The organism is Actinocorallia longicatena (assembly GCF_039534125.1).
Taxonomy (GTDB): Bacteria; Actinomycetota; Actinomycetes; order Streptosporangiales; family Streptosporangiaceae; genus Actinocorallia; species Actinocorallia longicatena.
In genome coordinates, this window is sequence record NZ_BAAAUV010000022.1 from 88,915 (window position 1) to 103,100 (window position 14,186).

The 14,186-nt window shown below is 70.8% G+C and carries 13 protein-coding genes; 6 read left to right on the forward strand and 7 right to left on the reverse strand.

What is annotated here, in order from left to right:
- The first annotated feature begins 75 nt into the window (after positions 1-75).
- Positions 76-837 carry an alpha/beta hydrolase gene (locus ABD785_RS31580; RefSeq protein ID WP_344835619.1) on the forward strand — a complete coding sequence of 254 codons (762 nt, stop codon included), beginning with the start codon at positions 76-78 and terminating at the stop codon, positions 835-837.
- A 10-nt stretch (positions 838-847) separates the two neighbouring features.
- On the forward strand, positions 848-1,399 hold the full coding sequence (locus ABD785_RS31585) for a hypothetical protein (protein ID WP_344835621.1): 552 nt from the start codon (positions 848-850) through the stop codon (positions 1,397-1,399).
- Positions 1,400-1,410: 11 nt separating this feature from the next.
- Here ABD785_RS31585 and ABD785_RS31590 read toward each other — a convergent pair whose 3' ends face one another.
- Positions 1,411-2,802 (reverse strand): NAD(P)/FAD-dependent oxidoreductase, encoded by a 1,392-nt coding sequence (locus ABD785_RS31590; RefSeq protein WP_344835623.1) that lies wholly within the window; start codon positions 2,800-2,802, stop codon positions 1,411-1,413.
- Positions 2,803-2,935: 133 nt separating this feature from the next.
- Between ABD785_RS31590 and ABD785_RS31595 the strand changes: the two genes are divergently transcribed.
- From ABD785_RS31595 to ABD785_RS31605, 3 genes are read left to right on the forward strand one after another with little or no spacing between them, the layout of a single operon-like run.
- Entirely contained in the window at positions 2,936-3,406 is a 471-nt protein-coding gene (locus tag ABD785_RS31595) for a GNAT family N-acetyltransferase (RefSeq protein ID WP_344835624.1), read from the forward strand.
- A 12-nt stretch (positions 3,407-3,418) separates the two neighbouring features.
- Complete coding sequence (locus ABD785_RS31600; protein WP_344835626.1) at positions 3,419-4,198, forward strand: class I SAM-dependent methyltransferase; 780 nt, start codon at positions 3,419-3,421, stop codon at positions 4,196-4,198.
- Positions 4,195-4,410 carry a hypothetical protein gene (locus ABD785_RS31605; protein ID WP_344835628.1) on the forward strand — a complete coding sequence of 72 codons (216 nt, stop codon included), beginning with the start codon at positions 4,195-4,197 and terminating at the stop codon, positions 4,408-4,410. Before ABD785_RS31600 ends, ABD785_RS31605 begins: the two co-directional genes overlap by 4 nt.
- Positions 4,411-4,512: 102 nt before the next feature.
- Here ABD785_RS31605 and pgl read toward each other — a convergent pair whose 3' ends face one another.
- The 6 genes from pgl to tkt all read right to left on the reverse strand — a co-directional run bounded on the left by pgl (position 4,513) and on the right by tkt (position 12,785).
- The gene (pgl, locus tag ABD785_RS31610; protein WP_344835630.1) at positions 4,513-5,256 is read right to left on the reverse strand and encodes a 6-phosphogluconolactonase; all 744 of its coding nucleotides are present in this window, start codon (positions 5,254-5,256) and stop codon (positions 4,513-4,515) included.
- Positions 5,253-6,281 (reverse strand): glucose-6-phosphate dehydrogenase assembly protein OpcA, encoded by a 1,029-nt coding sequence (locus ABD785_RS31615; RefSeq protein ID WP_344835632.1) that lies wholly within the window; start codon positions 6,279-6,281, stop codon positions 5,253-5,255. The genes pgl and ABD785_RS31615 overlap by 4 nt, the downstream gene beginning before the upstream one ends.
- A gap of 1 nt (position 6,282) precedes the next feature.
- Positions 6,283-7,830: a glucose-6-phosphate dehydrogenase gene (gene zwf / locus ABD785_RS31620; RefSeq protein ID WP_344835633.1), complete on the reverse strand. Its 1,548-nt coding sequence runs from the start codon at positions 7,828-7,830 to the stop codon at positions 6,283-6,285.
- 172 nt (positions 7,831-8,002) lie between these two features.
- Complete coding sequence (locus tag ABD785_RS31625) at positions 8,003-9,646, reverse strand: glucose-6-phosphate isomerase (RefSeq protein ID WP_344835634.1); 1,644 nt, start codon at positions 9,644-9,646, stop codon at positions 8,003-8,005.
- Positions 9,643-10,740 (reverse strand): transaldolase, encoded by a 1,098-nt coding sequence (gene tal, locus ABD785_RS31630; protein ID WP_344835636.1) that lies wholly within the window; start codon positions 10,738-10,740, stop codon positions 9,643-9,645. Before tal ends, ABD785_RS31625 begins: the two co-directional genes overlap by 4 nt.
- 2 nt (positions 10,741-10,742) lie before the next feature.
- Positions 10,743-12,785: a transketolase gene (gene tkt / locus ABD785_RS31635; protein ID WP_425547843.1), complete on the reverse strand. Its 2,043-nt coding sequence runs from the start codon at positions 12,783-12,785 to the stop codon at positions 10,743-10,745.
- A gap of 443 nt (positions 12,786-13,228) precedes the next feature.
- Between tkt and ABD785_RS31640 the strand changes: the two genes are divergently transcribed.
- Entirely contained in the window at positions 13,229-14,140 is a 912-nt protein-coding gene (locus ABD785_RS31640) for a heme o synthase (RefSeq protein WP_344835639.1), read from the forward strand.
- Positions 14,141-14,186: the final 46 nt, after the last annotated feature.

Sequence of the window (14,186 nt, forward strand, 5' to 3'; positions counted from 1 at the left end):
GGCCTCGACTCCACAGGAAGCGGTCCCTGGGACGGCTACGAGAAGAAGCCGCTGTTCGGCGGGCACCTTCCGAAGGTGCTCGTGGACGGCACCGCAGGCCCGGACGGACGGGTGGTGCTCGCCATCGGCGACCCTGACAAGGCTGAGCACACCGGGGTCTACGTCCCCGGGACGACCGCCGAGCTGGACAAGGTCGGCGGCGACATCGAGCGAGTCGTCAACCTCTGGACTCGCGCAGGGAGGCATTCGGCAGGGCCGGTCTCGACCATCGTGTGGATCGGTTACGACGCACCGGACGCGATCGTCGCGGACGCACCCAGGAACTTCTACGCCGAGGAGGGGGCTCCCAGGTTGCGGGGCTTCGTCGACGGCCTGCGGGTGGCGCACGGAGCGGGGCAGGGAAGCCTGGCCGCCTTCGGCCACAGCTACGGGAGCGTCGTCGTGGGAGAGGCCGCCAAGGGCGGTGGCCTCCACGTCGATGACATCGTCGTAGCAGGCAGTCCCGGCATGCACGTGGCGCGTGCGGGCGACCTGGGCATCGGCTCCGATCATGTCTGGGCGCAGGCGGCGAACGGAGACCCCGTACCCGAACTGGGCCGTCCTGGACACGGCCGTTCTCTGGCGGAGTCGTGGCTCGGGGGGTCGAAGCGCGTTCCCTCTGATCCCGAGTTCGGCGGCAGGATCCTCAGCACGGACACCCACGGACACAGCGACTACTGGAACCCTGACACGAAGAGCCTCGACAACCAGGCGAGAGTGCTCACGCAGACCTACGCTGACGCCGACGAGACCAATGATCCAGAGATTCTGCCTCGCCTGAAGTACTTCAAGAACTGACGGAGCCGCGATGAAGGTCCGCATGAGGTCCCTGGTCGCCGCCGCGCTGCTGACAGCGCTGACGGCTTGCTCGAGTGAGGAAGAAAGGCCCGCGGTGACGACGAACAGGGATCTGCCCCTCGCCTACCCGAAGGACGTCGCGACCCTTCTGAGCCGGTTCGGCAGCGACGTGCTTCTCGGTCTGGGGGCCGGGCTCAGGTTCAAGAACGAGAACGTCCGGCCGAGCCCCTGCGGCGACGGAGCCTCGGTCAAACAAGTCCCGGGGCGCAACGCGGGCCTGGACTCCTGGTGGGTGGACCACAGCCCTTACTCCGAGGCCATCGACACGTACGTCGTGCTGCCCTCGCTCCTGCGGATCGCGCCGGGGCTGGTGCGAGTCCGAGACGCGCTGACGGGATCGGGCTGGAGGGTCGTCGAAGAGCATGCGGGTTCGTCGCTGAGGCTCGCGGCACCACAGGACGGCTACACGGCCACCTTCGAGGCCATCACCTCCGTCCCGGGGAGCCCGCGCATCGGAGTGACGATCTCGTCGCCCTGCCTGCGGCATCCCGACGCGCGGTAGCCGACGGCTTGTCAGCGGCCGGAGAGTCTGTCGGCGAGGGTGGCGAGTTTCGAGGTGCGGGGGTGGTGGTGTTCGCGGGTGTCGGCGTGGCGGTAGAGGGAGTACATGAGGTGGACGCCGAGCCAGCGGAGGGGTTCGGGTTCCCATTGGCGGACGGTCCAGCCGACCCAGGGGAGGGTCGTCAGATCGGTGTCGTGGCGGAGGACGAGGTCGCGGAGGGTGCGGCCGGCGAGGTTGGTGGCGGCGACGCCGTGGCCGGTGTAGCCGCCCGCGTGGCCCAGGCCGGTGACATGGTCCACGGTCGCCGTGGAGCACCAGTCGCGGGGCACGCCCAGGACGCCCGACCAGGCGTGGGCGACCGGGACGTCCGCGGCCGCCGGGAACATTCCCCTGAGCGCCGAGCGGAGGGCCTGGACGGTCCGGTCCTGCGTGCGCCCCCCGTCGTCGATCTTCGAGCCGAACCGGTAGGGCTTGCCCCGGCCGCCGAAGGCGATGCGGCCGTCGGCGGTGCGCTGGGCGTACATGTAGTAGTGGGCCATGTCGCCCAGCAGCTCGGAGCCGCGCCAGCCGATCTCCGCCCAGACCGCGTCGGGCAGCGGCTCGGTGACGATCATCGAGCTGTTCATCGGGAGCCAGTCGCGGTGGGTCGCCGTGAACGCCGCCGTGAACCCCTCGGTGCAGCGGATGACGTAGTCGGCCGAGACCACGCCGTACGGGGTGACGGCCATCGGCTCCGAGGCCGGCGTGCGCGGCCGGAGGTCGGTGACGGGCGTCCCCTCGTAGATCTCGACACCCATCGCCCGGACGGCACCGGCCAGCCCGCGGGCCAGCTTCGCCGGCTGGACCCGGGCGCAGTGCGGCGTCCAGGACGCGCCGATCGCCCCCTCGACATCGATCCGGTCCCGGGGGGAGATCAGCCGGAGGTCCTCCTCGTCCCAGCCCCACGCCCGCTCGGCCTCGACGCTCTCGCGCAGCCGGCGGAGCTGGGCCGGGTTGCGGGCGACCGTCAGCAGGCCGTCCTGGACGAGGTCGGCCTCGAACCCGGCCGCGGCGCTCTCCCGCACGACCTCCGCGACGGTCGCGAACATCTCCTTCTGCATCCGGACGGCGGCCTCGACGCCGTGCCTCTTCGCGTACAGATGGTGGGAGCCGGCGAGCTCACCGACCACCCAGCCGCCGTTGCGTCCCGAGGCCCCGAACCCGGCGAACTCCTTCTCCAGCACCACGATCCGCAGATCCGGCTGGGCCTTCTTCAGGTAGTAGGCCGTCCACAGCCCCGTGTACCCGGCCCCGATCAGGCAGACGTCCGCCTGGAGCGAGCCCGGCAGCGGGGCGCCCGGCTCGGGCAGGCCGATCTCGCGGAACCAGTAGGACACCGAGCCATTCACAAAGGACATGCGCATATATAACACCATTTGCCAACGGAATCCGTAGTCATGACGCATGTCACTCTGCGTGTCGCCTCCCCGAAACCGACCGCTCACTGTTACGAAACAACCTTCAGGAACCGTAGCCGTCATGCGAATCGGGGATGTCATGACACTTCGCCCACTGGGGCCGCACGACCGGGAGGCGGTGACCGCGATGCACGCCCGCTGCTCCGCGGACAGCCGCCGGATGCGCTATTTCAGTGCCGCGCCGGATCTCGCGCCCCGTCTCTTCGACCATTTCCTGGAACGTTCCCGCGGCTACACGGTCGTCGTCGAGGACCTCGACGGCGCGGTGATCGCCATGGCTCATCTGATGTACACCGTGCCGGGCGCGGCGGAGCTGGCCTTCCTGGTCGAGGACGCCTGGCAGGGCCGGGGCCTCGGCCGCGAGCTCGCCGGATGCCTGATCGACCTGGCCGGGGCCGAGGGGCTGACCGAGCTCACGGCGTCGGTCCTGAGCGACAACGTGCGGATGCGCCGGCTGTTCACCGGGCTCGGCGGCACCACCTCCCGCGGGGACGATCCTGCCGTCCTGGAGATCACCATCAGCCTGGGCAGGGTCGCTCTGGCCGCGTGATGGGATGGGGTCGTGGACATCTACGACGACCCCGCCGCCTACGAGCTGTCCTGCGGCTTCAGGGAGGTCCCCGAGGAGGTCGACCGGCTGATCGCCTGGTCGCGGGAGTACGGCAGGGAGCCGGGCACCGTCCTGGAGCTGGCCGCCGGGCCCGCCGAGCACGCCCGCGAGTTCGCCCGGCGCGGGATCGCCGCGACCGCCCTCGACCTCAGCCCGGCCATGTGCGCCTACGCCAAGACGATGGGCCCCGACCTGGCCGTGGTCCAGGCCGACATGACGACCTTCCGGCTCGGCACCCGCTTCGACCTGATCGTCACCATGCTCGACTCCACCGCCCATCTGCACGGCCTCGACCCGATGGTCGCCCACTTCCAGCGGGCCGCCGCCCACCTCGCCGCGGGCGCCGTCTACATCCTCGAGATGAGCCACCCCAAGGACCGCTTCGGCACCGAGCCCTCCACCGGCACCACATGGACGGTCGAGAAGGACGGCCTGCGCGCCGACGTCCGCTGGGGCTCCCTGGACGACGCCCTCGACCCCCTCACCCAGATCGTCGACGACCAGGTCGTGATCACTGTCACCGAGCCCTCGGAGAGGCCCGGCGGCCCCGCCCGCACCCGTGTCGTTGAGGGCGTCGTCCCCTACCGCTTCTGGACCGCGACCGAGCTGGAGGCGGCCGTCCGGCTGTCCGGGACGCTGGAGATCGTCGCCCAGTACGGTGACTTCGGCGACCTGCCCCCGTCCGCGCCCGAGGCCTGGCGCCTGATCACCGTTCTGAGGAAGCCCGCATGAAGCTCACCCCCGAAGAGGAAGCCCGCTTCGTCCGCGAGATGATCCCCATGGTCAGCGAGACGGTCCGGGCCGGCAGGCGCTTCCGGATCAGCGCCGACACCCCCGACCTCGTCCGCATGTTCCAGGCCGTCACCAGTGGTGTCTCCGACGTCCTCGGCCACCCCGTCCGCGGCTACGGCAACGGCCGCGAGTTCTTCATCGAGAACGCGTAACCCGGCGGCGCCGCGGGCACACGGCGAACGGCCCCCGTCCCGGAAGGGTCGAGGGCCGTGCGCGGCGGAATCCTCCAGCCGGAAGTCCTACAGCCGGAAGTCCTACAGGCGGGAGGCCGCCGGGCGGTCGAGCAGGAACAGCGTCCGCTCGCGTCCGAGGGCCGTGGCGACGGGGGCCTCGGCGGCGGGGGCGCCGGTGATCCCGAGCCGTACCGCCTCGGCCTTGCCCTCGCCCGCCGCGACCACCCAGACCTCGCGGGCGGAACGGACGGCCGGGACGGTGAGGGAGATCCGGGTCGGCGGGGGCTTCGGCGAACCGTGGACCGCGACGACCGTCAGCTTCTCCTCGTGCACCGCGGGCAGGCCGGGGAACAGCGAGTTGATGTGGGCGTCGGGGCCCATGCCGAGCAGCATCACGTCGAACGCGGGCACCTCGCCCTCGCCCGCGGCGTCCCGCAGCTCGCCGGCGTACCGCGCCGCGGCCGCCTCGACGTCGTCGCCGTCGGGCCCGTCGGGACCGCGCATCACGTGGACCCGCGCCGGATCGACCGGGACATGATCCAGCAGCGCCGAACGCGCGCCGGTCTCGTTCCGCTCGGGGTCGCCCTCCGGCAGGAAGCGCTCGTCGCCCCACCAGAACTCCACGGCGGCCCAGTCCACGGCCGTGCGGGCAGGGGAGGCCGCCACGGCCGCCAGGACCGCGATGCCGACCGTCCCGCCGGTGAGGACGACCGAGGCGCCGCCCCGCTCGGCCTGCGCGTCGGCGATCCGGGTGATCAGCCGGGCCGCGACGGCGTGCGCCAGCGCGTCGGCGTCCGGATGGACCAGCACGGTGCGGCCGGTCATGCCTCACCCGCCTTCTTGCGGGTCGCCCGCGGCTTCGGCGTCGCCGCCGGAGCGGGCTCCGCGACGGGCTCGGGAGCCGGTTCGGGCTCGAGCACGGGTTCGGGCCGCGCCTGGAGGGCGGCCTGGTCCTTCTCGAACCGCTTGACCGCGTCCTCGTAGACGTCGTCGGGGTCGAGGCGCCGCAGCTCCTCGGCCAGCAGCTCCGCCATCGGCCGGCGCATCAGCGCGACCTGCCGGTCGGGCTGGCCCGGCCGCGACAGGGTCGCCACCCGCCCGTCCGGACGGGTGATCGCGAGGTCGCCGTCGGCGGTGGTCAGCCGGACGGCCGTGATCCCCGGGCCCTCCGAGGTGTCCCGGACGACGGGGACGCCCAGCCGCACCGACAGCCACGCCGCGAGCAGCTCCGCGCTGGGGCTGTCCGGCTCGGCCAGGACGGCGCCGTTGCTGATCGCCGAGGTCTTCTGGTCGAGGGCGGCCGCCAGCAGCGTCCGCCACGGGGTGAGCCGTGACCAGGAGAAGTCGGTGTCGCCCGGCTGGTAGGCGCGGCCGAGCTGGGCGAGGGTGCCGAGCCGGTCGAGACCCGCGTAGGAGTCGGTGATCCGGCGGGCCGCCAGGGCGCCCAGGCCGTCCTCCGAGGGGTCCACGGGCGCCTGTCCCGGCCACCACGTGACGACCGGAGCGTCCGGCACCAGCAGCGGGAGCACGACCGAGTCGGCGTGCTCGGCCAGCGGGCCGTACATGCGCAGCAGGACCGTCTCGCCCGGGCCGGTCTCGCCGATCCGGATCTCGGCGTCGAGCCGCGAGGAGTTGCCGCGGGCGTCCCGCGAGATCACGGTCAGCACACGGCAGGGGTGCTCGCGCGCGGCCTCGGTGGCGGCGCGGAGCGAGTCGTACTGCGCCGACTCGTCGGTCACGATGACGAGCGTCAGCACCATCCCGACGGCCGGGCCGCCCATCTGGTGCCTGGCCTGGGTCAGGGCGTCCTGGATCCGGCGGGTGGTCGTGTCGGTGAGATCGATGTTCATCTCAGATCCTCCGCCAGGCGCGGCCGTCGCGCTTCATCATCCGGTCCGACGACTTGGGTCCGTAGCCGCCCGACTTGTACTGGTCGGGCTGCCCGATGGTGGCCCAGTACTCCTCGATCGGGTCGAGGATCTTCCAGGACAGCTCGACCTCCTCCTGACGTGGGAACAGCGGCGGGTCGCCGATGAGCACGTCGAGGATGAGACGCTCGTAGGCCTCCGGCGAGGACTCGGTGAAGGACTCGCCGTAGGCGAAGTCCATGTTCACGTCCCTGACCTCCATCGAGGGGCCCGGCACCTTGGAGCCGAACCGGACGGTGATGCCCTCGTCGGGCTGCACCCGGAAGACCAGGGCGTTCTGCCCGAGCTCCTCGGTGGCGGTCGCCTCGAACGGCAGGTGCGGTGCCCGCTGGAAGATCATCGCGACCTCGGTGGCGCGGCGCGACAGGCGCTTGCCGGTCCGCAGGTACCACGGGACGCCCGCCCACCGGCGGTTGTCGATCTCCAGCTTGATCGCGGCGTAGGTCTCCGTGGTCGAGTCCGGGGAGATCCCGTCCTCGTCCAGATAGCCCTGGACCTTGACCCCGCCCTGCCATCCGGCGGCGTACTGGCCGCGGGCGCTGGCGAGCGACAGGTCGGACGGCACCCGCACCGAGGAGAGGATCTTGGCCTTCTCGGCCCGGACGGACTCGGCGCTGAAGTCGACCGGCTCCTCCATCGCGGTCAGCGCGAGCAGCTGGAGCAGGTGGTTCTGGATGACGTCGCGGGCGGCGCCGATGCCGTCGTAGTACCCGGCGCGGCCGCCGATGCCGATGTCCTCGGCCATCGTGATCTGCACGTGGTCGACGTAGGACCGGTTCCAGATCGGCTCGTACATCGTGTTGGCGAAGCGCAGCGCCAGGATGTTCTGGACGGTCTCCTTGCCGAGGTAGTGGTCGATCCGGAAGATCGACTCCTCGGGGAAGACCCGGTGCACGACGTTGTTGAGCTCCTGGGCGCTCTTCAGGTCGTGGCCGAACGGCTTCTCGATGACGACGCGGCGCCAGGAGTCGTTGGTACGTTCCGCGAGGCCGCTGCGCTGCAGCTGCTCCACGACGACGTCGAAGAACTTCGGCGGGATCGACAGGTAGAAGGCGTAGTTCCCGCCCGTCCCCCTGGTCTCGTCGAGCTCCTTGACGGCCATCGCGAGGGCGTCGAAGGCGCCGGGATCGTTGAACTCGCCGGGCACGAAGTGCATGCCCTCGGAGAGGTGGTTCCAGACCTCCTCCCGGAACGGGGTCCTGGCGTGCTGCTTGACCGCCTCGTAGGCGACCTGCCGGAAGTCCTGGTTCTCCCAGTCGCGGCGGGCGAACCCGACGAGCGAGAAGCCCGGCGGCAGCAGGCCGCGGTTGGCCAGGTCGTAGATGGCGGGCAGCAGCTTCTTGCGCGACAGGTCGCCCGTCACGCCGAACAGGACCAGAACGCTGGGCCCGGCGACGCGCGGCAGTCTCTTGTCGCGGGGATCCCTCAGCGGATTCCCGTCGATGCCGATCAGTTCAGCGGGCGATGGCATGCCCGTTCCCTTTCGTGCGAGCGCGGTCTTGGAGGGGGTCGACCGGCTGACTGGTGGCCTTCCGGGGCCGTTCCCCTGCTCCCTCGTGAGTAGCAGACGAACGGCTCGGACGTACTTCGTTGATGTGAAAGTTTTGGGACTCTTGGCAGAATCCGGACTTTCCGCTAGGTGCTCACCTCAGGGCGTCCAGGAGCTGCTGGACGCCTGTGGCACGGTCGCGCAGGTGGAGCCTGACCGCCGGACGGCCGCGCGAGCGCAGGGCCCGCAGGTCGCCGAAGGCCTGGGCCAGCTGGAGCGTCCCGAACGTGAACGGCTTGCCCGGGACCGGCAGGTCCTTCTCGACCTCGCCCGTGAGCTGAAGGAACACGCCGTTCTGCGGACCGCCCTTGTGGAACTGGCCGGTCGAGTGCAGGAACCGCGGCCCCCAGCCGAAGGTCACCGGCGCCGCGCCCTGCCGGCGGACGCCGGCCGAACGCTCGGTGATCAGGGCGCGCAGCTCGGCGGCGGGAGCGTCGGAGCCCGTCCGGTCGAGATAGGCCATGACCGCCAGGTAGCCGCGGTCGGGCACCAGGGCGATCAGCTCGTCGAGCGCGTCGGCGAGGTTGTCGGCCTTGACCGCGCCGCCCGCGTGGACCTCGACCGCGCCGTCGACCAGATCGGGCTCGCCCGCCACGATGACCGGCGGACGGCCGTCCTCGGAGCGCAGCATCTCGTTCGCGAGGTCCTTGGCCTCCTGCACGTCGGGCTGGTCGAACGGGTTGATCCCGATGACCCGTCCCGCGACGGCGGTGGCGTACTCCCACAGCAGGAACTGCGCGCCGAGCGGGCCCTTGACCCGCAGGGCGGCGGTGTCGAACTCGCCGAGGACGACACCGCGCACGTCGGGCGCGGGCGCGAAGCCCGGAGCCGCGACGCTCTCGACGACGACCGGCAGGATGCCCTTGCCCTCCTTGCCGGTGGACTCGGCGATGAGCTGCTCGGCCCAGTCGCCGAAACCGACGATGCCCGAGCCGTTGTCGGCGATCAGGAGCTTGTCGCGCCCGCCGACCGCGGCCGACCCCAGCGCCGCGCCGAGCGCGAGACCGGGGTTGTCGTAGGGCTGGCGGAGCGAGGGCGCCAGCGCCGCGGCGTCGTCGAGCAGAGCGGCCACGTCGACCCCGGCCAGCGCGGACGGCACGAGGCCGAACGCGGTGAGCGCCGAGTAGCGCCCGCCGACATCGGGGTCGGCGAGCACGACGTGGTACCCCGCCTGGCGGGCCGAGGCCTCCAGCGGGGAGCCCGGGTCGGTCACGACCACGAAGCGGTGCTTCAGCGCGTCGCCGGTGATCCCGGCCTCGCGGAAGGCCTGCTCGTAGGCGCGGCGGTGGCAGTCGGTCTCGATCGTGCCGCCGGACTTGGAGGCGACGACCACCACGGTCCGCTCGATCCGGTCGGCGACGGCCCGGCCGATCTGGTGCGGATCGGTCGTGTCGAGGATCGTCAGCTCGGCCCCGGCCGTCCTGGTGATCACCTCGGGCGCGAGCGAGGAGCCGCCCATGCCCGCGAGCACGATGTGGTCGAGCCCCTCGGCCTTGTACTCCGCGGCGAGCTGCTGGAGCGGCTCCAGCAGGTTCCGCGAGGTCTCGGCCAGGTCAAGCCAGCCCAGCCGCCGCGAGGCCTCGGACAGCGCGTCCGGGCCCCACAGCTGGGCGCTCTTGCTGGTCAGCGCGCCGGGGACGCCGTCGGAGACGAGCCGTTCGAGAACGGCCTCCGTCTCCTCCACGGCGTCCCCGCGCGTGGTGACCGAGACACCCGCGGCAGTGACCACGGAAGTCACGCCTTGGCCTCCAGAGCCTTCTTCAGGATGTCCAGAAGCTGGTTCCAGGAGACCTCGAACTTCTCGACGCCCTCGTCCTCGAGCACCTTGACGACGTCGTCGTAGTCGACGCCCGCGTCCTTGAGCTCGGCGAAGAAGGCGTGCGCCGCCGGGTAGGTGCCCTTGATCGCGTCGCCGTGGAGCGGGCCGTGGTCGGCCGTGGCGTTGAGCGTGGCCTCGGGCATCGTGTTGACGGTGTTCGGGGCGACGAGCTCGGTGACATAGAGGGTGTCCGGCAGGGACGGGTCCTTCACGCCGGTCGAGGCCCACAGCGGGCGCTGGGCGCGGCCGCCGGCATCGGCGAGCGGCTTCCAGCGGTCCGAGGCGAACTTCTGCTCGTACAGCTCGTAGGCGAGCTGGGCGTTGGCGACGCCCGCCTTCCCCTTGAGCTCCGGCTTGCCGAGCTTCTCGAGACGCTTGTCGATCTCGGTGTCCACGCGGGACACGAAGAAGGACGCCACCGAGTGGATCTTCGACAGGTCGTGGCCGTTGGCCCTGGCCTGCTCGAGACCGGCCATGAAGGCGTCGATGACCTGGCCGTAGCGCTCGAGCGAGAAGATCAGCGTGACGTTGACGCTGATGCCCTCGGCGAGGGTCGCGGTGATCGAGGGCAGGCCCTCGACCGTCGCGGGGATCTTGATGAGCAGGTTCGGCCGGTCGATGAGCCAGGACAGGGCCTTGGCCTCGCCCGTGGTCGCCTCGGTGTTCCGGGCCAGGCGCGGGTCGACCTCGATCGACACCCGGCCGTCGACGCCGTCGGTCCGGTCGAAGACCGGCTTGAGGACGTCGCAGGCCCAGCGGATGTCGTAGGCCGGGATCAGCCGGGACGCCTCGTCCACGCTCACACCGCGGACGGCGTACTCGTGGAGCTGCTCGTCATAGGCGTCGCCCTTGCTGAGGGCCGACGCGAAGATCGAAGGATTGGAGGTGACGCCCACGACGTTCTTCTCGCGGACGAGCTGCTCCAGGTTGCCCGTGCGCAGCCGCTCCCGGCTGACGTCGTCGAGCCAGATCGACACGCCCTCGTCGGAGAGCGCCTTCAGGTTGTCAGACATGCTTAGTTTCCCGTCGTTTCGCCCTTGCCCGCGAGCCCTGCCTTGGTCAGGCTGGCGCGGGCAGCGGTCACCACCCGGTCGGGCGTGAGACCGAACTGCTGGTAGAGGGTCTTGTAGTCCGCCGAGGCGCCGAAGTGCTCGATGCTGACGGACTCGCCGATGTCGCCGACGTAGCCGCGCCAGCCCAGGCCGATCCCGGCCTCGATCGACACGCGGGCGCGCACGGCCGGCGGCAGGACCTGCTGCTTGTACGACTCGTCCTGCTCGTCGAACCACTCGACGCACGGCATCGACACCACCCGGGTCGGCGTTCCGGCCTCTTCCAGGCTTTCACGCGCGGCGACGGCGATCTCGACTTCGGAGCCGGTAGCGATGAGGATCACTTCGGGCTGGCCGTTGGAGGCGTCGGCGAGGGTGTAGCCGCCCTTGGCGGTGCCCTCCGCGGAGGCGAACACCGACCGGTCGAAGGTCGGGACCTTCTGCCGCGTCAGCGCCAGACCGGCGGGCCGGTCCTTGTTCTCCAGGATCCGGCGCCACGCGACCGCGGTCTCGTTGGCGTCGGCCGGGCGCACGACGTCGAGGCCGGGGATCGCGCGCAGCGCCCACAGGTGCTCGATCGGCTGGTGCGTCGGGCCGTCCTCGCCCAGGCCGATGGAGTCGTGGGTCCACACGAAGGTGGACGGGATCCTCATCAGCGCGGCGAGCCGGACGGCGGGCCGCATGTAGTCGGAGAACACCAGGAAGGTGCCGCCGTAGGGACGGGTGCCGCCGTGCAGGGCGATGCCGTTGAGGATCGCGCCCATGGCGTGCTCGCGGATGCCGAAGTGCAGCGTGCGGCCGTACCGGTTGCCGGGGAAGGCCTTGGTCGCGAACTCTTCGGGGATGAAGGAGGGCTCGCCCTCGATCGTGGTGTTGTTGGACTCGGCCAGGTCGGCCGAGCCGCCCCACAGCTCCGGCAGCACCGGGCCGATGGCGGCGAGCACCGCGCCGGACGCGGCGCGGGTGGCGACGTCCTTGCCGGCCGGGAACTCGGGGAGCTTGTCGGTCCAGCCGGCGGGCAGGAGACGGGCGTTGATCCGCTCGAACTCCGCGGCGCGGTCGGCGTTGGCGGCCTTCCAGGCGTCGAACTTCTCGGTCCAGGCGGCGTGGTCGGCGCGGCCCCGCTGGACGACCTCGCGGGCGTGGGCGAGCACGTCGTCGGCGACGAAGAAGTCGATCTCGGGGTCGAAGCCGAGGACCTTCTTGGTCGCGGCGACCTCGTCCTTGCCCAGGGCGGAGCCGTGGATCTTGCCGGTGTTCTTCTTGTTCGGCGCGGGCCAGCCGATGATGGTCCGCAGCGAGATGATCGAGGGGCGGCTCGTCTCGGACTTGGCCGCCGACAGGGCCGCGGCGAGGGCCTTGACGTCCTCGACGTACTCGCCGGTCTTGGTCCAGTCGACCCGGTGGACGTCCCAGCCGTAGGCCTCGTACCGGGCGAGGACGTCCTCGGACATCGCGATCGCCGTGTCGTCCTCGATGGAGATCTTGTTGTCGTCGTAGACGACGACGAGGTTGCCCAGGCGCTGGTGGCCCGCGATCGAGGCGGCCTCGTGGTTGATGCCCTCCTGGAGGTCGCCGTCGGAGGCGAACACCCAGATGGTGTGGTCGAAGGGCGACTTCCCGGCGGCGGCGTCGGGGTCGAACAGGCCGCGCTCGCGGCGGGCCGCCATCGCCATGCCGACACCGTTGGCGAAGCCCTGGCCCAGCGGGCCGGTCGTCGTCTCGACGCCGTTGGTGTGGCCGTGTTCGGGGTGGGCCGGGGTGAGGGAGTCCCAGGTGCGCAGCGCCTTGATGTCATCCAGGGTCAGGCCGTAGCCCGAGAGGTAGAGCTGGATGTAGAGGGTCAGGCTGGAGTGCCCGCAGGAGAGCACGAAGCGGTCGCGGCCGGCCCAGTTGGAGTCGCTCGGGTCGTGCCTGAGGAACTTCTGGAACAGCAGGTAGGCGGCGGGAGCCAGGCTCATCGCCGTGCCCGGGTGCCCGGAGCCCACCTTCTCGACGGCGTCCATCGCGAGGCCGCGGACGGTGTCCACGGCCTTGGAGTCCAGCTCGGACCAGTCAAGGTTGAAGTCGTTGGTAGTCACCGGAACGCTCAGGTCCTTCCAAGGGTTTTGATCAGTAGGAACGAGCCTACTCATTATGGCGCCTGGAGGGATTGGTCTAAACCACTTGGGTCTTCCCATGTCCCCCCGAACACCAGGGGCATGCCCGATCATTTCCCTGCTAACCCTGGCCGCGAGCCACGCGGATGGGGGAGAAGAGAGGTGAAACACCGCACCCGGTGGTGGACCCTGCCCAGGTCGGGACTACAGTGATGGCGCGGTCGCACGGGGCGGTCGCAGATCCCTATGCAGAAGGCTTCCCTGTTGTGACGGTGCTCAGTAACAGGCTCGGTGGCACGCCCGGAATCGAGCTCGAGGCAGGCTTGTCCGGACCGGACACCCCCGCCGAAGTGCTCCTTGACGGGCCTGCGGTCTCCGTCGGCGCGAAGATCCGCGCCTACGTGGCGTTGACCAAGCCGAGGGTCATCGAACTTCTGCTGATCACCACGCTACCCGTGATGTTCCTGGCGGCCAAGGGGCTGCCCAGCCTGAGGCTGGTGCTGTTCACGCTGGCCTGGGGCACGATGTCGGCCGGCAGCGCCAACGCCGTCAACTGCTTCATCGACCGCGACATCGACGCCAAGATGCGCAGGACCCGCCGCCGCCCGCTGGCCCGCCACCAGGTGAGCCCGACGGCCGCCCTGGTCTTCGGCGTGGCGCTGGGCGTGATCTCCACCGCCGGGTTCCTGGCCACGGTCAACGCCCTCGCCGCCGCGCTGAGCGTCACGGCGATCCTGTACTACGTCTTCGTCTACTCGCTGCTGCTCAAGCGCCGCACGAAGCAGAACGTGGTCTGGGGCGGCATCGCGGGCTGCATGCCCGTCCTGATCGGCTGGGCCGCCGTGACCGGTTCCCTGGCCCTGGCCCCGTTCGTGCTGTTCGGCGTGGTGTTCCTGTGGACGCCGCCGCACACCTGGACCCTGGCCATGCGCTACCGCGAGGACTACGCCATCGCGGGCGTCCCCATGCTTCCGGTGGTCGCCACGGAGAAGCGCGTGGCGATCGAGAGCCTGGTCTACACCTGGGCGACCGTCCTGTGCTCGCTGGCGCTGTGGCCGGTGGCCGGGCTGACCGCGGTCTACGGCGGCGTCGCCGTGGTCCTCGGCGCGATCATCCTGTTCGAGGGGCACCGGCTGCTCGGCCGGGTCAACCGGGGCCTGACCGGCGCGCTGCTGCGGCCGATGCGGTTCTTCCACCTCTCCAACACCTACCTGGCGCTGCTGTTCACCGCCGTGGCGATCGACCCCCTCCTCAAGTTCTGACACAGCCGGAAATTCTGACCGGATCACCCACCTGTTGTCGGGCCCG